Source organism: Patulibacter defluvii (assembly GCF_034096925.1).
Taxonomy (GTDB): domain Bacteria; phylum Actinomycetota; class Thermoleophilia; order Solirubrobacterales; family Solirubrobacteraceae; genus Patulibacter; species Patulibacter defluvii.
Genome location: NZ_JAWZSQ010000027.1, coordinates 13816 through 38526, shown reverse-complemented (window position 1 = coordinate 38526; position 24711 = coordinate 13816). Strand labels below are relative to the sequence as shown.

Below are 24711 nucleotides of genomic sequence, written 5' to 3'. Positions count from 1 at the left end.
GCTGGAGGCTCCATGCGCCACGACCCGATCGACGTGCCGACCGACGGTGCCCTGGCACCGCGGACCGCGGCTCGTCGCACCCGGCGACCCGCGACCCGGCGCCCGCACCCCGTCGACCTCGGGATCGCCGTCGCGGCGAGCGAGGACCAGGGGGCGCAGCTGGCGGCCGAGGTCCTGGACCCCGGGCGCCGCCAGCCGATCGTCTGCCTGTCGACCCGCGCCGGCGAGGACCGGCCGGCGCTCGACGTCCGCCGCGTGCGCGAGGCGGTCGGCCGCGGGGTGCTGCTGCGGGCGGTCCGGACGGGCCCGGCCAGCCGCGCGCTGTCGGCCTGCCTGCCGCCCCAGCTCGGGGTCTTCGGCGGGGCCGCGCGGGTCTGGTGGCCGGGGGTCGACGAGCGCGCCGACCCGCGCGCCCATCCGCTGGTGCTCGATCGCGCCGGCCGCTACGGGCGGCGGGCGGTCGAGGTGCTGAGCGACCGGGTCGAGGAAGGCCCGCCCGCCCCGCCGGCCCCGCGCGCGGCCGGACCGCACCTGGTGGCGCTGCCCGGCGGCGAGGACCGGCCGGCTCCGGCCCCGCCCGCGCGACCGGCCGCCCCCGCGCCGGCACCGGCCGCGACCGCCCCCGAGCCGGGCGCCGACCGCGACCGCCAGCTGCTGCTGGGGGCGCTCGAGGCGGCCCGCGAGGAGATCCACCTGCTGCGGCGCAAGCTGGCCGAGGCCCGCGTCGACCAGGCCGACGGCGTCGGCGGCCCGCGGCCGGCCGCCCCCGAGCAGCTCGCGCGGCTGGCGATCCCGGCCGCCGTCGTCCGCGACGGCGAGCGGGCGCACCACCTGGAGATCGTGGCGGCCTGGCTGGCCCGCGACCACGACGCGGGACGCCGGCAGCGTCCGCTCGGGCCGCTGGCGCTCGGTCCGGGCTACGTCGAGGCGGTCGCCGCCCACCGCGACCAGGTGTCGCCGGCGGCGCTGGCCGCGATCGCCGCCCGGATCGCCTCCGGCAAGCGCGGCGAGGCCGACGACCTCGACGTGCGCCCCGAGCTGGCCCCCGACGGCAGCCCCGAGCACCGCCGCGAGGACGGCGCCGCGGCCTGGTCGTGCGCGATCGACGCCGGCGGTCGCCTGCGCCTGCGCTGGTGGACCCGCGACGACGGCGCCGTCGAGCTGCGCGACCTGACGACGTGACTGGCGCGCGCCCGTGGCGGCGCGCCATACTTAGGACGCACGATGGTGACGCAGAGGGAGCCTTGATCTCGCTCTGGTGAGATCGCTGCTCCGCCGGTCGCGCCGGCCCGGACGGCGGCGGGTTCGGCTGCGCGAGGCGCTCGTACGATGAGCACGGACTCGGTCGGTCGATCCCCACTCCCCGATGAGGACCCCCGCAGCGAGGCGGGGGCCCGTCCTCCAGGGCGCGGGCGCGACGTCCACGGCGCCCCGATCCCGCTGACGCCGCTGCCGACGCCCGAGCAGGGCGCCCCGCCGACGCTCGACGACGCGGCCGCGCTCGCCCAGCGGCTGCGGCGCAGCGTCCGCCGCGGGATGCGGATCGCCGACGGCACCCTCGACATCGTCCTGGCCACGCTGCTGGCCGGCGGCCACCTGCTGATCGAGGACCACCCCGGCGTCGGCAAGACCCGCCTGGCCCGCAGCCTCGCCCGCGCGATCGGCGGGGCGTTCTCCCGCGTCCAGGCGACCGTCGACCTGCTGCCCGCCGACGTGATCGGGGCCAGCGTCTGGCGGGCCGACAGCGGCAGCTTCGAGTTCCGCCCCGGCCCGGTCTTCACCAACGTCCTGCTCGTCGACGAGATCAACCGCGCGACGCCGAAGACCCAGTCCGGGCTGCTGGAGGCGATGCAGGAGCGGCAGGCGACCGTCGACGGGGTCGTCCACCCGATCGCGACGCCGTTCCTGGTCGTCGCGACCCAGAACCCGACCGCCGGCTACGACGGCACCTACCCGCTGCCGCCGGCCCAGCTCGACCGCTTCCTGGCCCGGGTCTCGCTCGGCTACCCGGAGCCCGACGCCGAGCTGTCGCTGCTGCGCGGCGAGGCGGCCGACGAGGCGGTCGCGGTCGCCGGCCCCGGCGACGTCGAGCGGGCCCAGGCGGCGGTCGCGACCGTCCACGCCAGCGACCTGCTGCTGCGCTACCTGCTGCAGCTGCTGCGCGCCACCCGCGAGCACCCGCTGGTCGAGGTCGGCGCCAGTCCCCGGGCCGGGCTGCTGCTGCTGGCCGCGGCCCGCGCCCACGCCGCGATCGCCGGCCGCGACTTCGTCCTCCCCGACGACGTCCAGACGCTGGCGCCGGCCGTCCTGACCCACCGGATCCAGACCGCCGGCGGCGACCCCGAGGCGGTCGCCCGGATCGTGGCGGACTCCCTCGCCTCGACCCCGGCGCGATGAGCCGGCGCGGCCGGCGGCCGGTGACCCGGGCCGCGCGGCCGTGGCGGCCGCTGGCGCTGCTCGCCGCCGGCCTGCTCGCCTTCGGCCTCGCCGGGCTGCTCGGCTCGGCCGCGCTCTTCGCCGTCGGCACGGCGACCGTCGCGACCGTCGTCGGCGGGGCCCTGCTGGTCGCGATCGGCGCCCGCCGGATCGCCGTCGTCCGCACGCTCGGCCGTGACGAGGTCGGCGAGGGCGAGCCGCTGCCGCTGACGCTCGACGTCGTCCGCGGTCCCGGCCCCGGGGTCGAGGTCGAGCGGCTCGACGGCGACGGCCGCTGGGTCCCGCTGGCCGCTCCCGGCGCGGCGACGGCGCTGGCGATCGGCCACCGCGGCCGCTTCGCCGTCGCGCCGACGCTGCTGCGGATCCGCGACCCGCTGGGGATCGTCGAGCGGCGAATCGCCGTCGGCCGTCCCGAGCAGGTGACCGTGCTGCCCGCCCCGGGCGCCGAGGCCACGCGGGCCCACGCCGGCGGCACGGCCGGTCGCGACCTCGAGCCCGACGGTCTCCGGCCCTACGTCCCCGGCACTCCGATCGCCCGCATCCACTGGCGCTCGCTGGCCCGCGGTGGCGAGCTGCACGAGCGGCGGCTGGCCGCCGCGCCCAGCACCCGGCCGCTGCTGGTGGTCGACACCGCCGCGGCCGAGGACGAGGCCGTCGACTGGGTCGCCCGCACCACCGCCGGCCACCTGGAGCGGCTGGCCCGCGACGGCGGCTGCCGGCTGCTGCTGCCCGGCGACCGCGAGCCGTGGGCGGTCGCTGGCGACCGTGCGGCCGTCCGCGACGCGCTGCGGCGGCTGGCGGCGCTCGAGCGGTCCGCGACCGTCGTCCGCCCGGCCCCGGGCCAGGAGGCGCTCTGGCTGCGGGCCTCGCGGCCGCCGGCCGGCGTCGAGCTGGCCCCGCGGCCGGCGCTGCCGCAGGGCGTGGTCGCGATCCGGGAGCCGGCGTGACCGGTCCGCCGCCCCGCCGGGCCGCGCTCGTCGACCTGGTCGGCCTGGCCGCGCTGCTGGCCGTCGCGCTGGCCGCCTGGTGGCCGCTGCTCGGCGGCGCCCAGCTGCGGGTGCTGCCGGCGGTCGCGGTCGCCGGGCTGGTGCTGGTCGGGCGGATCGCGCCGCGCCACGTGCTGCTGGCGCTGCTCGTGTGGGCGGTCGCGGCGCTGCCGATCGGCGGCACCTCGATCGCCGTCCTCTGGCCGTCGCGGTGGTCGCGGCTCGGCGACGGCCTGGTCGACGGCACGGTCGGGCTCGAGCGGCTGGCCAGCGCCAGTCCGCTCGACGGCGCCTGGCCGCTGACGCTGGCCCTGATCGCGTTCGGCAGCGTCGCGCTGCTGGCGGCGGCGGTGGTCCGCGGCCCCGGTCCGCGGGCGCTGCGACGGCCGCTGGCGCTGGCGCTGCTGCTGGCGCCGTGGGGGCTGGCCTTGACGATCCGCCAGGGCGAGCTGCCGCCGTGGCAGGGCGCGGTCGTCGTGGTCGCCGCCCTCGCCTGGCTGCGGCAGGGGACGGCGGCCGGCCCCTCGCCGCGCTGGACCCGGCCGCTGGCGGCGGCGCTGGCGATCGGGCTGCTGGCCGCGCTGGTCGGGCACCTGGCCGCGCCGCAGGAGCGGTGGCTGGCCGTCGGCGACGTGCTCCGCCGCCAGGAGCCGCTGCGGACGCTCGAGGTCGAGCCCTCGTACGGACCGCTCCAGGGCCGCCGCAGCGGAGCGACGATGTTCGAGGTCCGGGCCGACCGCCCGGGCCTGTGGCGGATGCAGACGCTCGACCTGATGACGATCTGGGGCTGGCGGATCCGCGACGACGGCGGTCCCTGGCAGCCGCTGCCGCAGCCCGGCGCGGTCCCGACCGAGGTCGAGATCCGGATCGACCGGCTGCGCAGCGCGCTGGTGCTGGCGCCGGGACGACCGACCGACGCCGGCCCCGCCGAGCCGCCCGACGACCCCGGCGAGCCGGTCCCGGCCTCGTTCCCGGGCGCGGGGGAGAGCCGCCGGCTGCCGGGAGTGCCGGGACCGGGCGCCCGCTACGTGGTCACGGCCGACGTCGTCGACCCGACGCTGGCCCAGCTGCGCGGGGCGCCGCTGCCGAGCGACTCGCGGCTCGAGCGGTGGACCACGCTCGGACGGCCCTACGGCCGCCGCGACGGCCGCCGGCTGGGCCCGGTGCCGCTCTTCGGGCAGCCCCGCAACGCCTGGCTGGAGCAGTGGCTCGACCGCAGCCGGCTGGGCCCGGTGGCGGCGATCTCGCGGCGAGTGGTCGGCGACGCCAGCACGCAGTACGAGGCCGTCGACCGGGTCCTCCGCTACCTGCGCGACGGCCAGCGGTTCACCTACGACACCGACCTGCCGCCGGCCGGCATCTCGCCGCTGATCGAGTTCCTGACCGAGACCCACCGCGGCTACTGCCAGCACTTCGCCGGCGCGGCCGGAATGCTGCTGCGGCTGGCCGGCGTCCCGACCCGGGTCGTCTCCGGCTTCGCGACCGGGACCGAGGTCTCGCCGGGCCGCTTCGAGGTCCGCGACGTCGACGCCCACCAGTGGATCGAGGTCTACTTCCCGGAGCTCGGCTGGGTGCCGTTCGACCCGACGCCGCCCGGCGACGCGACCGTCGACCCGGAGGCGGTGCCGCTGGCCGCGGCGGCCGCGCGCGGGACGCCGGGCGGCTCGGGCGGGACGCTGGTGGTGCTGCTGCTGGCGGCGCTGGCCGGCGGCGGGACGGTGGTCGCGGTCCGCCGGCGGCGACCCGCGGCCGGCGAGCGCGACGGCTGGGATGGCCTCGGCGCCGTCGCCCGCCGCGCCGGGCTGGCGGTGACCGCGGCCACGACTCCCGGCGCGCTGGCGACCGGCGTCGCCGTGATCGGCCCGCGGACGGCGGCCCTGGCCCGCGACGCCGAGCGGGCGGCCTACGCCGCGGCGGCGCCGGCGGACGCGGCCCGGCGGCCGGGCCCCTGGGCGGTCGGCCGGGCGCTGGTCGGCGACCGCGGCTGGTGGGGTGCGCTGACGCTGCTGCTGGGGCGGCCGCTCAGCGCTCGGCGACGACGCGCCCGTCGCCGTCGACCCGCAGCGCCAGGCGCCCCTCCAGCAGGTCGAGCACGTCGCGGCCGACGAGGTCGGCGCGCCAGCCGCTGAGGGTCCGGATCGTCTCGTCCGGCCGTCCGTCGCGCCACGAGGTGACGATCCGCTGCAGGTCGGCGCGGCTGGCCAGCAGCTCGTAGGCCAGCTCCTCCTGCTCGGCACGGGTCCGGACCAGCGTCTCGGCCAGCACCACCAGCGCCGGGTCGGCCGGCTCGGTCCGCGGCGCGCGCTCGGTCTGGACCGGGATCGGCTCGCCGTCGCGGCCCTGGGCGATCGCCTGGATCAGCGCGTCGCCGCGGCGGTGGAGGGTGGCCTCGGAGAGGCCGCGGATCTGCTTCAGCCGCTCGCGGCTGGTCGGCCGCCGCTTGGCCAGCTCGACCAGCGTCTGGTCCTGGAGCACGGTCGAGGGCGGCCGGTCGACCTGCTCGGCCGTCGCCTCGCGCCACTCCAGCAGCGCGTAGGCGACCGCCCGCTGGGCCGGGTCCAGGCGGTCAATCCGCGGCAGCCGCGGGAAGAGGTCGTCCGGGTCGCGGCTGTCGTGGACCTCCTCCAGCGGCCGGCACTCCTCGATCGCCCACTCCAGCCGGCCGAGGTCGACCAGCCGGTTCTGGAGCGCGACCGCCAGCTGCAGCAGGTGCTGGACGTCCTCGGCGGCGTAGCGGCGCTGCTCCTCGCTCAGCGGCCGCTGCTCCCAGCGGGTGAAGCTGGCCGACTTCTGGAGCTTGACCCGCAGCATCTCGCGCAGCAGCGCGTCGTAGCCCATCTGGGCCCGCAGCCCGGCGAAGCCGGCGGCGACCTGGGTGTCGAAGACGCCGCGGACCTCGGTCTTCCAGGTCCGCTTCAGCAGCGCCACGTCCTGGCGGGCGGCGTGGAGGACGATCTCGATCGCGGGATCGGCCAGCACCTCGGCCAGCGGGGTCGGGTCGAACTCGTCGACCAGCGGGTCGAGCAGCTCGATCCGGACGCCGTTCGGCACGTCGACCGCGATCTGGGCCAGGCACAGCAGCGGCCGGTAGCGTCCCTCGCCGACGAACTCGGTGTCGATCCCGAGCCGGCCGGTCTCGCGCGCGGCGGCCGCGAGCTCTTGGACGATCGTGTCGGTGGAGGAGGGCACGTCGTCGCGCAGGCTACCCGCGGCGGCGCGGGCGCGGGACGTCGCCGCGGCGGAACTGGGGCCGCAGCGCCGAGATCGCCGCCTCGGGCGGGGAGGGCGCGTCGCCGTCGCTCTCGGGCAGCATCCCGTCGCGGCGGGCCTCGGCCAGGATCTCGGGCGAGGCCTCGTCGGGCCAGACGCCGTAGCGGTCGAGGAAGGCGCGCGCGTCCAGCTCCTCGTTGCGCTCCTGCTCGCCCTTGAGCCCGATCCGGTGCAGGCGGTTGGAGACGGCGACGCCGAGCCCACCGCCGAGCATCATCGCGGCGCCCTCGACGCCGACGATGTCGGGGCTGGCGATCAGCATCACGGCGCCGATCACGAAGATCAGCCCGGGGAGCCAGAAGCGCACGATCTTGACCGGGGTGAACACGCCTGGATGATCCCGCAGCGTGGCGCGTCGTGCGAGCCGGCCGCGCGGTCAGCCGTCGCCGAGCGGCCCGGCGGCGGGCGCCCAGGCGGTCGGACCGCGACCCCGCAGCGTCTCCAGCGCGAAGCCGGCGACCAGCTCGTCGAGCGACGGCAGCGACCCGGCGGGGGCCAGCCCGAGCGAGGCGGCGAGCGCCCCGCGGACCTGCTCCGGCGTCTCGCCCAGCGCCCGCCGGTCGGCGAGCGTGACCGCCCCGTCGCGCTTCGCCAGCCGGCGGCCGTCGGGGGTCAGCACCAGCGGCACGTGGGCGTAGGCCGGGACGGTCAGGCCCAGCCGCGCCGCCAGCCACGCCTGGCGCGGCGCGCTCGACGCCAGGTCGGCGCCGCGGACGACCTCGCCGATCGCCTGCGCGTCGTCGTCGACCACGACCGCCAGGTTGTAGGCGTGGGTGCCGTCGCCGCGGCGGACCACGAAGTCGTCGACGACGCCGCGGAGCGGGCCGAGGACGCGGTCCTCGACGGTCACCTCGGCCGCTTCCGCTCGCACCCGCCAGGCCGGGGGCCGGTCCCCCGCCGCCCGCGCCCGCGCCGCCCGCCCGGCCGCGTCGAGCCGCGCGCAGGTGCCGGGGTAGGCGCCCTCGGGCAGGTCGCCGTGGGGCGCGCTGGCCGCCTCGCGGATCTCGGCCCGGGTGCACCAGCAGGGGTAGAGCAGGTCGCGCCGCTCCAGCTCGGCGACGGCGGCCGCGTAGGCCGGGTCGCGGGTCGACTGGCGCAGCGGCTCGCCGTCCCACTCCAGCCCCAGCGCCCGCAGGTCGGCGAGCTGGCCGGCCTCGTGCTCGGGGCGGCTGCGGCCGCGGTCGAGGTCGTCGATCCGCAGCCGGAAGCGGGCCTCGGCCGACCGCGCCGCCAGCCACGCCACCAGCGCCGTCCGCAGGTTGCCCAGGTGCAGCGTGCCGGTCGGGCTGGGGGCGAACCGGCCGTCGCGCGAAGCCATCCCGGTCACCTTAGCCCGGGCCCGCCGGCGGTGGCGGAGCGCGGCGGGCGGCCGTCCGTGCGTATCCTCGCCCGCGATGGCCACCACGCAGGGCAACCGACGCCGACCGGGTCGCAAGGACGCCGAGCCCGCCGAGCCGCAGGGTCCGACGCCGTGCGGCCCGTGCCGCGGGACCGGGCGCCTGATCTCGGGCGCGGGGGGTACCCCGCACGAGGTCGCGTGCCCCTGGTGCGACGGCACCGGGACCGCGATCCCGGGCCGCGACGCCCAGGACCACCCGGCCGAGCAGCCGCCCGCGGCCTAGCCGCGACGTCCGCGGAGGCCGCGACTCCTCCTCGCGTGGCGGTCGACCCCCGGCGTCCGGGGCTGATCCGCCACGCGAGCCGCGAAGCCGGCGATCACACCGTCCAGGCCTCGATCGGATCGCCGCCCGCGCCGCGGAGGTCGAAGCTCCCCGCCGATCGCAGCCCGTCGCGGTCGCGCAGCCGCTCGCGGGTGGTCTCCGAGACCAGCAGCGGCACCCCGGCCGTCTTGGTCGCGGCCTCCAGCTTGGCCGCGACGTTGGTGGTGTCGCCGACCGCCGCGTACTCGATCCGGTGCGCGGGACCGACGATCCCCGACGCGACCGGCCCGCTGTGGAGCCCGACGCCGATCGCGAACCGCGAGCCGGTGGCGGCGTTGAACCGCGCCAGCCGCCGGCCGACGATCTCGCGCGCGGCGGCCAGCCCCCGGTCGGCGTGGTCGTCGGCCGGCAGCGGCGCGCCGAAGACGGCCAGCACGCCGTCGCCGAGGAACGAGACGACCGTCCCGCCGTGGGCCGTCACCGCGGCCGTGACCTCGCCCAGGTAGCGGTCGAGGATCGTGATCACCGCCCCGGCCGGCTGGCCGGCGGCGAACGAGGTGAAGCCGCGCAGGTCGCAGAAGAGCACGGTCACGTCGAGCTCGCGCGGGGGGATCCCGTGGCGGTCGGCGGCCAGCAGCTCCTCGACCACCTCGGCGGGAGCGAACCGGCGCAGGGTCGCGCGGGCGCGGCGCTCGGCCAGCCGCTCGAGACCGAGCGTCACCGTCAGGCTGCCGAGCGTCCCGAGCACCAGCGCGACCGCCGCCGGGACGACCTCCAGCACCCGGTCGTGGTCGAAGGCCAGCAGCGCGGCACCGGCGATCCCCGCCAGCCCGATCGCGGCGGCCAGCGCCTGGGTCAAGCCGCCGCGGCGGAGGCCGGCGAGCGGCACGATCGCCGCCGCCAGCAGCAGCAGCGCGACGTTCCACCCACCGGGCGCGTCGCGCAGCGGCGAGCCCTCGAGCGCGGTCGCGATCGCCTGCGCCTCGATCTCGGCGCCCGACATCAGCTGCCCGCCCCAGGCGGTCGGGTGCTCGTCCTGGGCCGCCTTGGTGGTGTCGCCGATCACCACCACCTTGCCGCGCAACGCCGAGGCCGGGACGCGGCCGTCGCGGACGTCGACCAGCGAGTAGGTCGGGACCGTCCCGCGCGGGCCGTGGAAGTCGATCCACGACCCGGGAGCGACCCCGCGAGGTCGCCGCGGCGGGCCGTGGCCGCGGTCGTGCCAGGCGGCGGCGACGGCGGCCGGCATGCTCGGCACCCCGTCGACCGTCGCCGGCAGCCGCCGGAAGGCCCCGCCGGCGCCGGAGCCGAAGGCGGTGTGCCCGGCCCGTGCGCCGAGGTCGGCGAGCGTCAGGCCCTGGACGAAGTCGAGCGTCGCCGGGCGGTCGTCGCGGTGGAGGCCGGTGATCGCCAGCACCGACGGACGGATGCTGTCGATCGCGTCGACCAGCGCCACGTCGTCGGCGCCGAGCGTGTCGTCGCGGTTGATCCGGCTGGCGCCGCGGTAGACGAGGTCGATCGCGACCACCCGCGGCCGCGCGGCGGCGATCTTCCGCAGCGCCCGCGCCTGCTCGTCGCGCGGCAGCGGCGACGTCAGGCCGAGCTTGCCGATCGTGACGTCGTCGATCGCCACGACCACCACCCGCTCGTCGGCGGGCCGCTCCCCGCGCAGCAGGAAGCGGACGTCGACCGTGCTCTCCTCGGCTCGCTCGGTCGCCCCGAGCGCGTCGAGCCCGGCGGCGATCGCGGCGGCGAGCACCACCGCCGCCGCCAGCCGCAGCCACCGCGTTCGGCGCATCGCCGCGCCGCGTCAGCGCCGGCCGCGGGCCGCGACCCGCAGCGTCTTCCCGGTCCGGACGGTGCGACTGCGCTTCGTCCGCAGGTCTCGGACGACGATCGAGCCGCGGTGGACCTTGTAGCTGGTCCCGTCGCAGCCCTCGGTGGTGGTCCAGTCGGTGCCGCGGGCGGTGGCGACCGCGTCGTTGGTCCGCGTCCGCAGGCCGCCGTTGCCGCTCCGCCGCACGCGCAGCACCCGCGGGCGCTTGGTCTTGCGGGCGGTCTTGCGGGTCTTCGGCGGCTTCTTCTTCTGGAGCGTCGCGACCGCGGTCCGGAGCGCCGCCCGCAGCGTCGAGCGGGCGCCGCCGGGGAGCGGGGCGCGCGGGTCCTTGGTCGGCGCGGTGCTGCGGCAGCCGCTGCCGACCAGCCGCAGCTCGGTCGTGTACGGCGGCTTGCGACCCTGGGCCAGCACGAAGCGGCCGGCGCGGACGGTGGCGCGGAAGGGGCGGGTGGCCCGCAGGCGGAGCGTGACCGCGCCGGCGCGGGCGTCGACCTCGCTGCCGACCGGGACCGCGGTCTGGGGGTCGAGCGGCTTGAACTCGGTCGCGCCCGGCACCTTGACCTCGACCTTGCCGGCGGTCGCGTCGGCGGCCGCCTGGACGCCCGGCTCGGGCGCCGGGGGCGGCGGCGGATCGGCCGGCGGCGGCGGGGGCGGGTCGTCGGGCGTCTCGTCCGGGGGCGGCGGCGGGTCGGGCCGACCGCCGATCGGGCCCGGGTCGAGCAGCGCCACCGGGGCGGCGGCGTCGCCGGCGGTGGCCGGGCCGGTGAAGAGGATCCGGGCGTCGCGGAGGACCGTCACCTGGCCGCCGCGGCGGGCGCTCGTCAGCGGCGGCTCGGCGCTCCAGAGGCCGGAGAGCGGGTCGCGGACCCGCGCCTCGTCGGCCAGCAGCAGCATCCGGTCGTTGGCCATCAGCACCCCGAGCGCGCCGGGAACGGTGTCGACGCCGCCGGTGGTGCTCCAGCTGGTGGTCGGCGGGTCGAAGCGCCAGACGTTGGCGCGGAAGGTCGCGGTCCGGCCGAGGACCATCAGCACGCTGCCGTCGAGCGTCCGCGCCGAGGCCAGCAGCGGGGTGCCGAGCCCGACCGGGCCGGCGGGGCTCCAGAGGCCGTCGCTGCCCGGGCCCTCGTCGCGGTAGACGAAGCTGCGGGCGGTCGCGCCGTCCGGGGCCAGGCCGGAGCCGAGCGCCAGCACGCGGCCGTCGCCGGTGGTGGTGGCGGTCTCGGGGACCAGGTCGGGGAAGGGGACCGCGGCCGACCAGCGGCCGCTCTTCGGCTCGTAGATCCAGGTGCCGGTGTTGCGGCCGCGGTCGGTCGCGCGGTCGCGGCCGATCGCCAGCACGCGGCCGTCGGGCAGCAGCGCGGTGACGGCGGGGGCGCCGCTCACCTCGAGGTCGGTCCCGGTCGTCCACGAGCCGTCGGTCGGGTCGAAGATCCGCGGCCGCCAGCCGCGGTTGACGCGGTCGCCGCTGCCGACGCCGAGCACCAGCGTGCGGCCGTCGGGCAGGGGGAGGGCGGCGTCGACGCTCTCGAGCGCGAGCGTGCCGGCGTCGGCCCAGGCGTTGCGGTCGGGGTCGTAGCGGACAGCGCGGGTGGCGGCCGGCTGGTCCTCGGTCGCGGGCATCCGCGCGACCACCAACACGGTCCCGTCCGGCTGCAGCGTGGCGGTGCTGGCCTGCTCGGCGACCGGATCGCTGGCCACCGGATCCCAGCCGGCGGCGGCGTCGGCCGCGGCGGGCACGGCGAGCATCGCGGGCACGAGCGCGGCGGCGAGCGCCAGCCGGCGTCCGCGCGGGCGGCGCCTCGTCGCCGCTCCCGGCGGTGCCGATCGGCGCCCAGCGCGCACGACCCCCATCTGATTGCGTCGATGTCGTACCCCTACGACATCGAACCAACGACCCTGACCCATAGCGTCCTAGCCTACTCGGCTCGGCCTACGACGGTCGCAGCAACCACCCTGCCGTTGCCGCCGCAGGCCGACCGTTTCCACCCCACCCGCCGCCGGCGGCGACGGTCGTGGACGGCACGCCCGCGCACCCTGCGGAAGCCGGTGCCGGTCGGACCCCGGACCGGTCGCTCGCACCGAGCTGACGAGTCGCGCCATCTGAGCACGACCCTAGGGCGCGCCCTGACGGCTGTCCGTCGGCGGGCCGACACAGCCGGCGTCCGGGGGCCGACGGAGCCCGCTCAGCGCAGCCGCTCGCTGCGGCTCCGCAGCGCGGCCAGGTCGACGATCTCGATCCGGCCGCGGCCGAGCAGGACGGCACCCAGGTCGCGCTCCTCGGCCAGCACCTCGTTGACCGTCGGCCGGGTGGTCCCGGCCAGCTGGGCGATCTGCTCCTGGGTCAGCGGGACCGTGATCGGGTTGTCGGGCGTCGCGTCCTCGCGCAGGTAGAGGTCGGCGACGAACATCAGCCGCCGGCGGACGCGGGTCGGGGCGCTGACGTGGAGCGCCTCCATCACGTGGACCGAGAGCCGCCGGACCTGGTCGGCCAGGACCTCGATGATCACGTCGTCCGTCTCGCGGTGCTCACGCCGCAGGCGGGCGAAGTCGGCGCGGTGGATGGCCAGCGTCTCGGCGGTCTCGAGCGCGATCACCGTCGCGCTGCGTGGCTGCTCGTTGCCGACCAGGGCCAGCTCGCCGACCATGTCGCCGGGGCCGAGGACGGTCAGGATCACCGTGTCGCCGAGCGGCGTGGTGCCCTCGACGGCGACCCGCCCGCGGCGGACCACGTGGACCGTGTCGGCGGGGTCGCCCTCGTGGAAGATGATCGTGCCGCGGTCGAAGCGCCGGCGGCGGGCGCCGAGGACGATCCGCGAGGCGGTCTCCTCGGGAAGCCGTTCGAGCAGATGGACGGACACGGGTGGGCGGAGCGCTTTCGGGGGGAACGGAGGTCGACGACGGCGAGGCCGGGACCGGATCCTCCCATTCGGCGATCCTCCCACCCCGTCGCCACACCAGCGGGCGACGGGGAGCGGCCCCCGCATGGGTCGTTGCGGGAGCCACTCGACCCGAGCGTGCGTCGTTGACCAGGGCGCACGCAGGCGCCGGCAGAGCAGGGGTGGTTGCCCAGCGACGACCCGCGGCAAACGTAGCGTGCCGTCGCCCGCCTGACCAGAGCGGATCGCCGGTACGGGGGATGGTTTCCTGCGTCGGAGCCGGAGGCGGCGCCGCGCGGGCGCGCTCAGCCGATCGGCAGCACGCTGGCCGGCGTCGGCTGGCTGCCGTCGCGCGGTGTGACCGGCGAGGGGGCGGGGCGCGAGCGGGGCCCGTCGCCGCCGACGTCGATCCGGACCAGCGTCCGGCGCGCCAGCTGCAACCGGACCCGGAAGCTGCCGCGGCGGACGGCGGGGAAGCGGATCGTGGTCGGCACGTCGGGCGAGACCTCCTCCTCGACGCCGAGCGCAGGCACGACGATCCGGTCGAACTCGGGCAGCTCGACCCGCAGCTCGATCGTGTCGCCGACCGCGGCCGCCACCGGCTCGCGAGCGGGGGTCCGGATCCGCACCACCTCGCCCGCCGGCCCGGCCGGCGCCCGCGACGCCGACGGCGGCTGGCCGACCGGCCGGTCGCGCCCGTCGCGCTGGACGGGCGGGGCCATCGCGCCCACCACGGCGAGCACGCCGATCACGACGGTGGCCAGGATGATCAGGCGGATCGCCGGCACGCCCTGGAGTATGGCGGGTCGGCGCTCGGGCCTGGGCCGTGGGGCCGGATCAGGTGCCGGCGGCGCGGGGGACGACGCTGCGGAACGAGCCGGGGACGAAGCTGGCGTTGTCGGGGACGTCGATCGCGGCTCGGCCGATCAGGGAGGGGTCCCGCACCAGCATCGTGTGGTTGGTGCCGCCGAGGGTGATCAGCAGCTGCTTGACGTTGTTGAGCGGTCCGCTGTTGAGCAGGTCGTTCAGGAGACCGGCCGGCAGGGTCTGGCTGCCGGTCCCGGTCCCGGTCTTGCGCCAGGCGGTGCCGACGCCGGCGCAGAAGAGGTTGAGCACGCCGGGCACGCACTTCTCCCACTTGTCGTAGCCGTAGTTGGTCGGGCCGCCGGCGCTGATCAGCCCGGACAGTCCCGGCAGGTTCGCCAGCTGGCCGACGATCGTCCGCACCACGCCGCAAGCGCGCTGGTCGACGTTGTCGCTCGGTGGTCCGGCGCTGCCGGCCGGCAGCTGGGCCGTGACGGTGCCCCCGGTGACCAGGGTCAGGATGTCGCCGAGCAGGTTGGTGAGCCCGGAGAGCAGCGGCCCGAGCACCGGCAGCGAGCAGAGCGTGTTGTCGACCGGCGAGGCGACCGCCGAGAGCAGCGGCCCGAGCGCGCCGCCGAGCGTGCCCGGCTCGCTGCCGGGGTAGATCCCGGTCTTGCTGCGGACGCCGTCGGTCCAGACCGCGCCGGTCACGACCGCCTGGCTGCCCTCGATCCGGACCACCTCGCGGGTCGGCTGGGCGGCGCGGTAGGCCTGGGTGCAGCCCGTGCTGGGGGCGTTGGCGCACTCGTTGCCGTTGAGCGCGTAGACGACGCCGTTGAGCTTGCCGCGGATCACGATCCGCCCGCGGTTGATCACCAGCACGCGGACGTTGACCGTGCGGCTGGCGTCGATCGAGCAGGACTGGTCGCCGTCGCCGATCTTGTCGACGTAGACGACCGTGTCGGCGGTGATCTGGTTCCAGGGCAGGTTGCACTCGGCGACGCTGCCGGGGTTGTTGGGGTTGTAGGTGGTGCCGGCGATCTGGTCGCGGTAGACGCCGCGCAGCGCGCCGGCGCTGCCGTTGTCGCCGGCCTTGGCCGACGACTTGTAGGCGTCGACGACCGCGGCGGGGGCCATCGCGTAGTTGTTCAGGTTGCGGTAGCGGTCGATCCCCAGCAGCGGGTTGGTGAGCGTGTCGAGGCCGGTCTTCTGCAGCAGCTTCAGCTGGCTGACCTGGCCGAAGACGCCGCCGAGGCAGAGGTTCAGGTCGAGCTTCTGCAGGTCGATGCCGTTGCCGAGCACGCCCTTGACGGTGTCGTCGGCGCCCTGGAGCAGGCCGCAGCGGACGCCGATCTTGGCCTTCTGGTTGTCGCCGTTCGGCGGCGGCGCGTCGCCGATCAGGTCGTCGCGCTTGCCCAGCAGTCCCTTCTCGCCGAGGGCGCCGTTGAGGAGCTTCTGGCCGACGGCGGTGGTCAGCGAGCCGAAGACCTGGCCGGTGACGGTGCCGAGGTCGTTGTCGAAGTTGCCGGTGGCCAGCGCGTAGGCGGGATCGGGCTGCCACTTGGTGGCGCCGCGCTGGACCTTGGCCGCGACGGCGCGGGAGCGGCCCTTGGATCCGGTCGCCGGTCGCACGTCGCCTTGAGCCCGGACCCACAGCGTCGGCTGGCCCTCGCGCCCGGCCGGGGTCAGGTAGCCGGTCGACTTCTGGCTGTTGGCGGGCCAGCTGGCGAGCGCGGTGCCGGCGGCGGTCTTCAGCTTCGCGGCGTCGTCCCAGCGCGGGTCGGCGGGGGTGCCGTTGTCGTCGGTCGGGCAGACGTAGACGGTCCAGCGGGTCGAGCGGCCGCCCTTGTCGACGTAGTCGGAGAGCGCCGAGCCGCTGGCGGTCGCGGCGTCGAAGTAGTCGTTGACCGCCGCCTGCACGCGGCCGGCGAAGCTGGCGGTGCTGCTCGGCGGGCCGGCGAGGTTGCCGCTGACCGTCTCGCAGGCGCTGAAGCGGGCGGTCCAGAGCGGGTCGCTCTCGTCGCTCGCGAGCATGTTGGCGGTCGCGGTGGCGGCGCCCTCGGCGAGCGTCTGGGCGGCGTCGGTGACGCGCTCGCCGCCGGCGGCCTGGGTCTGGCGGTCGACGAGCAGCAGGGCCGCGAACGCGAGCATCAGGCCGATCGCCAGCAGCGCCACGACCGGCACGATCACCCAGCCGCCCTCGTCGTGGACGCGGGAGGCGGGACGCGGTTCGGGCATCGTCGGGTTCCTCATTGGGCGATCGCGTTGCGAAGGGAGACCGCGGCGTTGGTGATCACGGCGCCGCGGGTCGAGCCGGGCTTGCGGCTGACGGCCAGCCGCAGGCCGACGGCGCGGACGGCGGCGGGGGCGGGCAGGCAGGGGGTCGGGTTCGGCGTCGCCGGCGTCGGCGCCTGCTGCGGGCAGCCGTTGGCGGTGTAGCCGGCGTCGGCGGTGTAGGAGAAGAGCGTCGACGGCGAGACGACGCGGCGGTCGATCAGGCGGGCGAAGGTCCAGCCGCCGGCGTTGGTCCCGCAGGCGGTCGGGGCGACGTAGCCGCCGGCGACGAGCTGGCCGCGGTAGAGGCTGCCGTTGGCGTCGGCGCAGTAGGCGATCCAGCCCGGGGACTCGCTGCTGCCGCTGCGGATCGCGGCAGCGAAGACCAGCTGGTTGCGGGCGACGCTGGCGATCGGCGTCGCGGCGCCGGCGGTCGGCGTGTAGGCCTGGCGGGCGTCGTTGGTGATCCGGCGGACGACCTGGCGGCTGAGCTCCTGGCTGTCGCTGACGCGGCTGGCGTCCTGGGTCGAGGAGCCGAGGATGTCGGAGGCGCCGAGGATCGCGAACAGCACGACGCCGGCGAGGGCCATCGTCACCAGCATCTCGACGAGGGTCAGGCCCTCGTCGCGGCGGAGGTCGGGGCGGCGGCTCATGACGCGCTCGCGGAGCGGCGGACGACGGCGGTCTGGCGGATCGTGCGCGGCTGGCGGCTGCTGCGGTCGGTCCAGGTGACGGTGGTCTCGACCTTGGTGGCGGTGCCGATGCCGCCGGCGATGTCGAGGGTCTGGTCCTTGATCTCGTCGGTCGGGCAGAGGCCGATGTTGGCGTTGGCGCCGAGCGTGCCGAGCAGCCCGGTGACGCCGGAGAGGACGCTGCCGACGGTCGGGCCGACGGCGCCGAGGGCGCCGCAGACGGTCTGGATCGCGCTGTCGAGCCCGAGCGCGCCGGTCAGGCCCTTGAGGCTGTTGAGCAGGCCGCCGGTGCAGAGGTCGAGGCCGAGGACGTTGAGCAGCTGCAGCCGCACGCGGACGTCCTGGGTGGGGGTGGGGACGTTCGGCAGGTTGTTGCCGAGCGCCAGGCCCAGGCTGCACTTGGCGGTGCTGCCGGTGTCGGGAGGGAAGCTGGTGCCGGGCGGGGTGGTGACGGCGGGGCGGTCGCAGTCGAGGACGCCCTGGATGATGGTCTGGTTGATCTCGTCCGAGCGGGTGCAGGCCCGGTAGGTGATGGTGTACCGGGTGCCGGCGCGGGTCAGCTGCCAGCTGCTGCGCTGGACGTAGCGGCCGCTGACGTCCTGCATGGTGATCGCGCTGCTGGAGCCGTCGCCGTCGGGATCGAGGGCGGCGCGCAGGCGGGTGGCGACCTCGAGCTCGGGGCGGACGGTGGAGGTGGCGTTGCTGAGGCCGGCGAGCTCGTTGACGTCGCTGTACTTGTTGGTGGTCGCGTCACGGGTCCGGACGTAGCGCATCCCGGTGGCCCGCTCGACCACCTCGCGGGCGATCGCGTTGCCGCGGTCGCGCTGGAGCGAGGAGCTGGTGGCGGCGGCGCCGCGGTCCATCAGCGCGAGGGTGGCGAAGACCCCGGCGACCAGGATCGTGGCGGCCACGAGGACCTCGACCATCGTGAAGCCGCCCTCGCTCCGCAGGCCGCGGGCGCCGGCGCGACGGCGCTGGACGCGGGGGCGGCGGTGGAGGCGGACCAGCCGCCGTTCGCCGGAGCGGGACCGGGGTCGGCGGCGGTCGGGGTCCGCCGGTCGGCGGGCGTCCGAGGGCGCCGGATCGGCCGGTGGGAGCTGGACGTGCGGCATCGCACGGCCTGCATCGGTCGGGGGTGCACCAACCGGGAGCGGACTCAACGAATGGACGGCGTGCCACCCTCGCGCGTCAATAGCGCGGCAAGTCGGCCCCCAGTTTGCGCGACCGCTCCTCGTACGAACGTTGAGACGGTCTCCAGCCCGCCGGGGCCGGTCCCGATGAGGTTCGTGCAAGACGCCAGCACCGAGGTGCCAAGGGCAAACCACTCGTGAGGGTGGGACGCAAAGCCACGGGCCTCCCTACGTGGGAGGAAGCCGGGTTGCCACCGGGGTGCAGTGATGGACCCCGCGGCAGGAGTCGCGGAGCTGGCCAGCAGGGAACCAACGGTCCACCACACAGGAGTCACAACGTGTCTTCATTCATCCACCGGATGCGCAACCGCGCAGCTGAGGAGCGGGGCTTCACCCTCGTCGAGCTGCTGGTCGTCATCCTGATCATCGGCATCCTCGCCGCGATCGCCATCCCGACCTTCCTGGGTCAGCGGGCGAAGGGGCAGGACGCGAGCGCGAAGAGCAACGCGCGTAACGCGGTCTCGCAGATCGAGTCGTGCTACACGAACTCGGAGGACTACTCCACCTGCCGCACGGAGACCGAGCTCTCCGGGGGAACGAACCCGGGCGCAACCGGTCTGCCGATCGTGGCCACGCACGTCGCGGGCGACGCGGACATCGTGATCAGCGCCAACACTGACGCTGGCCAGGACGCGAAGACCAGCTACATCGTCACTGCGTACTCGAAGTCGGACAACGCGTTCGTGATCAAGAAGTCGTCGAACGGCAGCACTGTTCGTACCTGCACCACGACGGGCGAGGGCGCTTGCCCGAGCACCGGCAACTGGTAGTTCGGCCGCTCACTCTCTGAACCCGTGGGGCGGCCATTGGCCGCCCCACGCTGTCGTTGTGCGACGTTGAGCTCCATCACAGGCAGCGCGAGGGAGCCTTGGGCGCTCTTGGCCGCCGCGATGATTGAGGGAGCCATTACCGCCTGCGGCTCCTTCGCCACCGAGTCCACGATCCAGCTGACCCAGCCGGAGTACCAGCTGCTGATCCAGTACGAGCACGAGCTGGCGGGCCTCTCCGGTCGGCGCGATCTGAACACCGCCGCCGGCGTCCGCCGGGTGCTGCGGGCGGAGCGGCGGATGTGCCGGCGAGCGGCGCGCTCGGGTGCGGGCAATGGCGATCACCTGCCGTGCGGCGGCGATGACTTCCGAGACGGTGGCGCGGATGCCGGCCCAGATGCAGCTCTAAGCCGGCGATCGCGACTGCACGATCGAGACGGTGCTTTGGCTCGAGGTGCCGCTGAACGCTCTCTGGGGCGCCGACCGGCAGGCGCGGCGGATGCTGAAGGGCCTGCAGGCCAGCGACGGCTGCCGCGACTACGTCCTCGGTCCCCGACGAGCTGTCGCGCCGGATCGAGTCAACGGCGCTCGCGGCCCGTACGCTCTCGACCCGGTTCCGGGCGGTGCAGGGCGGGGGGGGGAGCCCGTCACGCCGGCCCAGTTGGCCGAGGCGGCGGACGCGTACGACAGTGAGACGCGCGGCCTGGCGCGGGTGATGAACCGGACTGGGGCGATTCCGGCGACGGCGTGCCGGGAGGACGTGTGACCGCGCTCGATTGATGACCGCGTCTGGCCGCGTCCTAACCGCCCTCTCGCGCCGATCCAGGGCGACGAGGAGCGAACGCGTTCTGAGGCGGCGTCGTACGAGCGTCCAGATGAGCCCCTGGTGGTTCGGTCGCGGGCGAAGATCGACCGGTGAGTCCAAACACACGGTCTACGCTGATCTTCCTGGTTCTCGTGCTTGCGATGCCGCTTCTGGGGGGCTCGGCCAGCGCAGCGGGCTGTGATCGCGTCTGGACAGACACGACTGGCAATCATCGATGGGATGACGCGGGCAACTGGATCGGCGGCGTGCCGACCGGTACTGATCACGTTTGCTCGCCTGCCGGAGGGACCATCATCGTCACGTCGACGGCGCGCGCCGCGTCGATCGTTGGTCCTGTCGCTATTGAGATCACTGGCGACTTGCAGATCACCGATGCGGATGAACCATCCAAGATCGATCGTCTCGTTGTTTCTGGGTTTGGAACGGTTGGTGGGGCTGGTTCGCTGCGGGTTGATCAGTCGTTTGAGTGGTCTGGTGGTGCGTTGACGGGGAGCGGTGAGACGGTTCTGTCGTCGACGGCGACGGGGTCGATCACGGGCTATTGGCACTTTCTGCAGACGCGTACGTTGCGGAATGCAGGGTCTTTGACGTTGGCGAGTGGCTATTTGGCTGGTGAGAATTCCGCGATCGTGAACTCTGGGACGTTGACGCTGAATTCGGAGACGTCTCAGGGATTGCAGGTGGTGGGTGGTTCACAGGCGGTGTTGGTGAACTCCGGTGTCGTTCGCAAGACGACCGGCACCGGAACGAGCGCGAGCGTCGTGGATTGGCGGGTCGAGGACACTGGTTCGGTTTCGGTTGGCGCTGGCGAGTTGCATTTTCGGCGCGGTGGTGAGTCGTCTGGCACGTGGCGTACGCCTGGCTTGGCCGGTCGGTTGCAGGTTGATGGGGCATGGGGAACGAGCGTTGTCGATGCGCAGGGCGCTCGTTTGACGGTGGCTGGGACGCTGCCGCTCGGTGACGGCGCCAGACTTGACGGGGCCGATGTTTCGGTGATCGGCGCGTCGGCGTCAGTGAGCGGGAAGTTGACGGTCGCTGGGGCGGTGCGGACCGATCGTCTCGTTGTTTCTGGGTTTGGAACGGTTGGTGGGGCTGGTTCGCTGCGGGTTGATCAGTCGTTTGAGTGGTCTGGTGGTGCGTTGACGGGGAGCGGTGAGACGGTTCTGTCGTCGACGGCGACGGGGTCGATCACGGGCTATTGGCACTTTCTGCAGACGCGTACGTTGCGGAATGCAGGGTCTTTGACGTTGGCGAGTGGCTATTTGGCTGGTGAGAATTCCGCGATCGTGAACTCTGGGACGTTGACGCTGAATTCGGAGACGTCTCAGGGATTGCAGGTGGTGGGTGGTTCACAGGCGGTGTTGGTGAACTCCGGTGTCGTTCGCAAGACGACCGGCACCGGAACGACCTACGTCGACTGGGGCTTCGACAACGATGGCGATGTGCAGCAAGTCAGCGGTGAACTACGGTTCCGTGGGCCGATTTTGAAGCTCGCACCGGGCCCGGGCGAGCAGCTCGGACCGCACAATCCTGCAACGCCCAACGAGCAGCGTGCCTGCGCGGGGAAGCCAGTCGACTGCTCGACCGGCAACCAGTTCGAGTCGCAGACCGATCTGCAGGTCGGCGGTCTCGGACCCGGGCTTGCCCTGACCCGCACCTACAACTCGCAGGCCGCGAGTGTGGGCGGACCGTTCGGCTACGGCTGGACCGGGCCCTTCAGCGACCGGCTCGCCGTCGACACGGCGCAGCAGCGGGTCCGCGTGCACCAGGCGGACGGCAGCGTCGTCCCGTTCTTGCCGCGCACGGACGGAACCTTCGGCGCGCCGGCTTGGGTCCAAGCGACGCTTCGACGGCGATCCGACGGCAAGTACGAGTACGGCTTGCCCGATCACACGAGTCGGCTCTTCGACACGGACGGCCGCCTCGTGGAGACGCGGGACCGCTCGGGGAACGCGATCACTCTCGCCTACGACGGATCCGGGCGTATCTCGACGGCGACGGATCCTGGTGGGCGGACCTTCACCTACGCGTACGACGGCGACGATCACGTGACGAGCGTGAGCGGGCCCGCCGGTCAGAAGGTGCTCTACACCTTCGACGACGGTGAACTGCGCTCGGTGCGGTACGACGGCGAATCCGATCCGCTGTGGGAGTTCGACTACGACGACGACCACCAGCTGACGTCGATGACCGACGCTCGCGGTGGCGCCACGACGACCGAGTACGACCCGCAACGCCGAGTCGTGGCCCAGACCGACGCGCTCAACCGCCGCCGCACCTGGGTCTACGACGGCGATGTCACGCGGATCACGAATCCGGCCGGCGACGTCACGCGGATTCGGTTCGCCGACACACGGCCGTTGTCGATCACGCGTGGCTTCGGAACGCCCGAGGCCAGTACGACGAGCTACATCTACGACGCCGATCGAAACCCGGTGAAGCGGATCGACGGCAACGGGCACGAGACCACGACGACGTACGACACGAAGGGCAACCGGACCAGCGTCGAGGACGCCGAAGGCCGGACCACCCGCTGGACCTACGGAACCAGCCGTCAGGTGCTCACGACGACGACGCCCGCTGGCCGCAAGACGACCTTCGAGTACGACTCGAACCTCAACCCGACGAAGATCACGCGGACCCTCGTTCGTCCCGGGCAGCCGGATCAGTCGCAGGTCACGTCGCTGGCCTACGACACCAAGGGCCAACTGACCAAGATCACGGACGCCCGCAACAAGGAACAGCTCTTCGGCTATGACGCCGCTGGCAACCGCGTGAGCACGACCAGTCCCGAGGGTCGCAATACGACGGCCACCTTCGACGCGGCGTCGCGGCTGCTGACGCAGACCGATGGGCGTGGCCATGTCACGGGCGCCAACCCGGCCGACTTCACCACGACGATCGTGCGCGATCCTCGCGGCCGGCCGTCGACCGTGACCGACCCGAAGGGCAAGGTCACGACCTTCGCCTACGACGCGAACGACAACCGAACCAAGGTGACGGACGCGGACGGCGTGGTGCTCGAGACGGCCTACGACGCCGAGAACCAAGCCGTTCGCCAGACGCGGACCGACGGGTCGCAGCAGATCACGGGCTACGACCCTGACGGGAACGTGACCGGCTTCACCGATGGCCGTGGGAAGACGACGATCTACGAATGGGACGCCGCCGGCCGGATGACGGCGACGATCGATCCGCTCGGACGACGGACGAGCCGAGCGTACGACGGTGCGGGCAACCTGACGGTCGAGACCGACGCTGCTGGACGCACGTCCACGCGCAGCTACGACGACGCCGGGGTCCTGCTAGGCGTCGACTACTCGGACCCCGACACCCACGATCTCACCTTCTCCTACGACGCCGACGGGAACCGGACCGGCATGGTCGACGGGACCGGCACCTCGTCGTTCGACTATGACACCCTGGGCCGGCTGACCAAGGCCGTCGACGGGGGAGGGCGAACGATCGAGTACGCCTACGACCTGGGCGACCGTCCGATCGAAGTCACCTATCCCAACGGCCAGAAGGTGACCAGGACGTTCGACGACGACGGCCTCATGACCTCGGTTTCGGACTGGCTGACCAACACGGTCTCCTTCTCCTACGACGCGGATGGGGGCCTCGCGAAGACGACCTTCCCGGGCAGCTCCGCCGTCGTCGACCGCGTGACGCGCGACCGCTCGGGCGCGCCGGAGAGCATCGCCTTCGGCGACGTCGCTGGCAGCCTCGGCAAGCTCGACTACGGTCGGACGGACGGTGGACGCGTCGCGTCCGAAGCCGCGCAGAACATGCCCGGCGGCACGACGGCCTACGACTACGACAGCAACGGACGGCTGACCGACGCCGGCAGTGACCAGTTCACCTACGACGCCGCCGACGGCATCACGAAGCTCGCGGCCACCGACCCCCTCTCGTACGACGATGCCGGGCAGCTCACGGCAACCGGGTCCGGCGCGACGCAGCGCAGCTTCACCTTCGATGCCCTGGGGTCACGTACCGGCGAGAGTGGCGGGGGACAGGCCACGCGCGCATACTCCTACGACCAACGGCAGCTCCTGGTCTCGGCCGCCGAGACCGGCGGCACCACGGTCGAGTACGAGTCCGACGCAGACGGACTTCGCGTTCGCCGGGAGGCAGGCGGAAATGCCCGGTCGTTCACCTGGGATCGCGTCGCCGCCCTGCCGCTGATGCTGACCGAGGGCGGCACGAGCTACATCTACGGGCCCGACGGTCGGGCCGTGGAGCACATCGACGGCAGCGGCGACGTCGCCTTCTACCACCACGACCAACTGGGTAGCACGCGCCGGCTGACCGACGAGACCGGCGCGGTCGTCGCGGGCTTCACCTACACGGCGTTCGGGTCGCTGGCGACCCGGACCGGGACCGTTGAGACGTCGCTGCTCTTCGCCGGCGAGTATCACGACGACGGGTCCGGGTTGATCTACCTGCGGGCCCGTCACTACGACCCGCGCACGGGACAGTTCCTCACCGTCGACCCGCTGGGCGCTCTGACCAAGGATCCGTACGCGTACGCTGGCGACGACCCGCTGAACTACGCGGATCCGAGCGGGCTGTTCCTGGGCTTGGGGCACGTGCCGATCGTCGATGACGTGGGAGACGCGGTTGGTGGAGCGCTGAAGGCAGGCGTGAACGCCGCTTGGGATGCCGGGAGCTTCGTTGGTCGGACTGCCTGGGAGTATCGTCAGTTTGTTGTCGGCTTCGGCGTTGGCGCGGCATGCGTTGTGGCCAGTGCGGGCGTTTGCGGGGGTGCGGCACTCGCAGGCTTCCTACTCGGCGTGCCTGACGCCATCTCTAAGGCGCGACGTTGCGACCAGTCCGTGCTCGGAGCGCTTGCTGCCAACGCTGGGACGATGCTCCTCACGACAGCCCCGGCCGCACGTCTAGCCAGAGTCGAGGACTTGGCCAAGACGATGGGCGGTGGTGCGCTCAATTGGATCAACCGCGTCCAAGGCGAGTTTCCCGGCCAGGTGGCGAACACGTTTCAGAATGTCCTCGGCAAGGGTTGCCCGTGCGGTTCGGCAACGTAGTGAGCGCTCGTCGCATCGAGGCTTTCGAACGGAAGGAACACGGA

The 24711-nt window shown here is 74.4% G+C and carries 17 protein-coding genes and 1 riboswitch; of the genes, 7 read left to right on the top strand and 10 right to left on the bottom strand.

Going from position 1 to position 24711, the window contains the following annotated elements:
- The first annotated feature begins 12 nt into the window (after positions 1–12).
- From SH587_RS21345 to SH587_RS21330, 4 genes are all read left to right on the top strand, one after another.
- Entirely contained in the window at positions 13–1182 is a 1170-nt protein-coding gene (locus tag SH587_RS21345) for a hypothetical protein (protein WP_320672678.1), read from the top strand.
- A gap of 147 nt (positions 1183–1329) precedes the next feature.
- On the top strand, positions 1330–2397 hold the full coding sequence (locus SH587_RS21340) for an AAA family ATPase (protein WP_320672677.1): 1068 nt from the start codon (positions 1330–1332) through the stop codon (positions 2395–2397).
- A complete protein-coding gene (locus tag SH587_RS21335; protein WP_320672676.1) occupies positions 2394–3383 on the top strand; it encodes a DUF58 domain-containing protein in 990 nt (329 codons plus the stop codon). Before SH587_RS21340 ends, SH587_RS21335 begins: the two co-directional genes overlap by 4 nt.
- A complete protein-coding gene (locus SH587_RS21330) occupies positions 3380–5551 on the top strand; it encodes a transglutaminase-like domain-containing protein (protein ID WP_320672675.1) in 2172 nt (723 codons plus the stop codon). The genes SH587_RS21335 and SH587_RS21330 overlap by 4 nt, the downstream gene beginning before the upstream one ends.
- Here the strand turns inward: SH587_RS21330 and SH587_RS21325 are convergent.
- The 10 genes from SH587_RS21325 to SH587_RS21280 all read right to left on the bottom strand — a co-directional run bounded on the left by SH587_RS21325 (position 5445) and on the right by SH587_RS21280 (position 17948).
- Complete coding sequence (locus SH587_RS21325) at positions 5445–6611, bottom strand: ribonuclease D (RefSeq protein ID WP_320672674.1); 1167 nt, start codon at positions 6609–6611, stop codon at positions 5445–5447. The genes SH587_RS21330 and SH587_RS21325 overlap by 107 nt on opposite strands.
- A gap of 13 nt (positions 6612–6624) precedes the next feature.
- Positions 6625–7020 carry a hypothetical protein gene (locus SH587_RS21320; protein ID WP_320672673.1) on the bottom strand — a complete coding sequence of 132 codons (396 nt, stop codon included), beginning with the start codon at positions 7018–7020 and terminating at the stop codon, positions 6625–6627.
- A gap of 48 nt (positions 7021–7068) precedes the next feature.
- Positions 7069–8010: a tRNA glutamyl-Q(34) synthetase GluQRS gene (gene gluQRS, locus SH587_RS21315; RefSeq protein ID WP_320672672.1), complete on the bottom strand. Its 942-nt coding sequence runs from the start codon at positions 8008–8010 to the stop codon at positions 7069–7071.
- A gap of 398 nt (positions 8011–8408) precedes the next feature.
- Entirely contained in the window at positions 8409–10151 is a 1743-nt protein-coding gene (locus SH587_RS21310; RefSeq protein ID WP_320672671.1) for a CHASE2 domain-containing protein, read from the bottom strand.
- 12 nt (positions 10152–10163) lie between these two features.
- A complete protein-coding gene (locus SH587_RS21305; RefSeq protein WP_320672670.1) occupies positions 10164–11936 on the bottom strand; it encodes a Kelch repeat-containing protein in 1773 nt (590 codons plus the stop codon).
- 437 nt (positions 11937–12373) lie between these two features.
- Entirely contained in the window at positions 12374–13048 is a 675-nt protein-coding gene (locus tag SH587_RS21300) for a Crp/Fnr family transcriptional regulator (RefSeq protein ID WP_320672669.1), read from the bottom strand.
- A 323-nt stretch (positions 13049–13371) separates the two neighbouring features.
- The gene (locus SH587_RS21295) at positions 13372–13854 is read right to left on the bottom strand and encodes a hypothetical protein (protein WP_320672668.1); all 483 of its coding nucleotides are present in this window, start codon (positions 13852–13854) and stop codon (positions 13372–13374) included.
- A 49-nt stretch (positions 13855–13903) separates the two neighbouring features.
- Positions 13904–16108: a hypothetical protein gene (locus SH587_RS21290; protein WP_320672667.1), complete on the bottom strand. Its 2205-nt coding sequence runs from the start codon at positions 16106–16108 to the stop codon at positions 13904–13906.
- A gap of 11 nt (positions 16109–16119) precedes the next feature.
- Positions 16120–16797 (bottom strand): PulJ/GspJ family protein, encoded by a 678-nt coding sequence (locus tag SH587_RS21285; RefSeq protein WP_320672666.1) that lies wholly within the window; start codon positions 16795–16797, stop codon positions 16120–16122.
- A complete protein-coding gene (locus SH587_RS21280) occupies positions 16794–17948 on the bottom strand; it encodes a type IV pilus modification PilV family protein (protein ID WP_320672665.1) in 1155 nt (384 codons plus the stop codon). Before SH587_RS21280 ends, SH587_RS21285 begins: the two co-directional genes overlap by 4 nt.
- A 193-nt stretch (positions 17949–18141) precedes the next feature.
- Positions 18142–18222: riboswitch (cyclic di-GMP riboswitch) on the top strand.
- An 82-nt stretch (positions 18223–18304) separates the two neighbouring features.
- Here SH587_RS21280 and SH587_RS21275 point away from each other — a divergent pair.
- The 3 genes from SH587_RS21275 (at position 18305) to SH587_RS21265 (ending at position 24667) form a co-directional block, all read left to right on the top strand.
- Complete coding sequence (locus SH587_RS21275) at positions 18305–18796, top strand: type II secretion system protein (protein WP_320672664.1); 492 nt, start codon at positions 18305–18307, stop codon at positions 18794–18796.
- 436 nt (positions 18797–19232) lie between these two features.
- Positions 19233–19559, top strand: coding sequence for a hypothetical protein (locus SH587_RS21270; protein ID WP_320672663.1), 327 nt, complete (start codon positions 19233–19235; stop codon positions 19557–19559).
- 149 nt (positions 19560–19708) lie between these two features.
- On the top strand, positions 19709–24667 hold the full coding sequence (locus tag SH587_RS21265) for an RHS repeat-associated core domain-containing protein (RefSeq protein WP_320672662.1): 4959 nt from the start codon (positions 19709–19711) through the stop codon (positions 24665–24667).
- Positions 24668–24711 lie beyond the last annotated feature (44 nt).

What these genes read in the sequence shown, in the direction of transcription:
- gluQRS (WP_320672672.1), bottom strand. Translation starts at nt 8,010, where the DNA reads ATGGCTTCGCGCGACGGCCGGTTCGCCCCCAGCCCGACCGGCACGCTG.
- SH587_RS21335 (WP_320672676.1), top strand. Translation starts at nt 2,394, where the DNA reads ATGAGCCGGCGCGGCCGGCGGCCGGTGACCCGGGCCGCGCGGCCGTGG.
- SH587_RS21345 (WP_320672678.1), top strand. Translation starts at nt 13, where the DNA reads ATGCGCCACGACCCGATCGACGTGCCGACCGACGGTGCCCTGGCACCG.
- SH587_RS21310 (WP_320672671.1), bottom strand. Translation starts at nt 10,151, where the DNA reads ATGCGCCGAACGCGGTGGCTGCGGCTGGCGGCGGCGGTGGTGCTCGCC.
- SH587_RS21305 (WP_320672670.1), bottom strand. Translation starts at nt 11,936, where the DNA reads ATGCTCGCCGTGCCCGCCGCGGCCGACGCCGCCGCCGGCTGGGATCCG.
- SH587_RS21340 (WP_320672677.1), top strand. Translation starts at nt 1,330, where the DNA reads ATGAGCACGGACTCGGTCGGTCGATCCCCACTCCCCGATGAGGACCCC.
- SH587_RS21285 (WP_320672666.1), bottom strand. Translation starts at nt 16,797, where the DNA reads ATGAGCCGCCGCCCCGACCTCCGCCGCGACGAGGGCCTGACCCTCGTC.
- SH587_RS21280 (WP_320672665.1), bottom strand. Translation starts at nt 17,948, where the DNA reads ATGCCGCACGTCCAGCTCCCACCGGCCGATCCGGCGCCCTCGGACGCC.
- SH587_RS21290 (WP_320672667.1), bottom strand. Translation starts at nt 16,108, where the DNA reads ATGCCCGAACCGCGTCCCGCCTCCCGCGTCCACGACGAGGGCGGCTGG.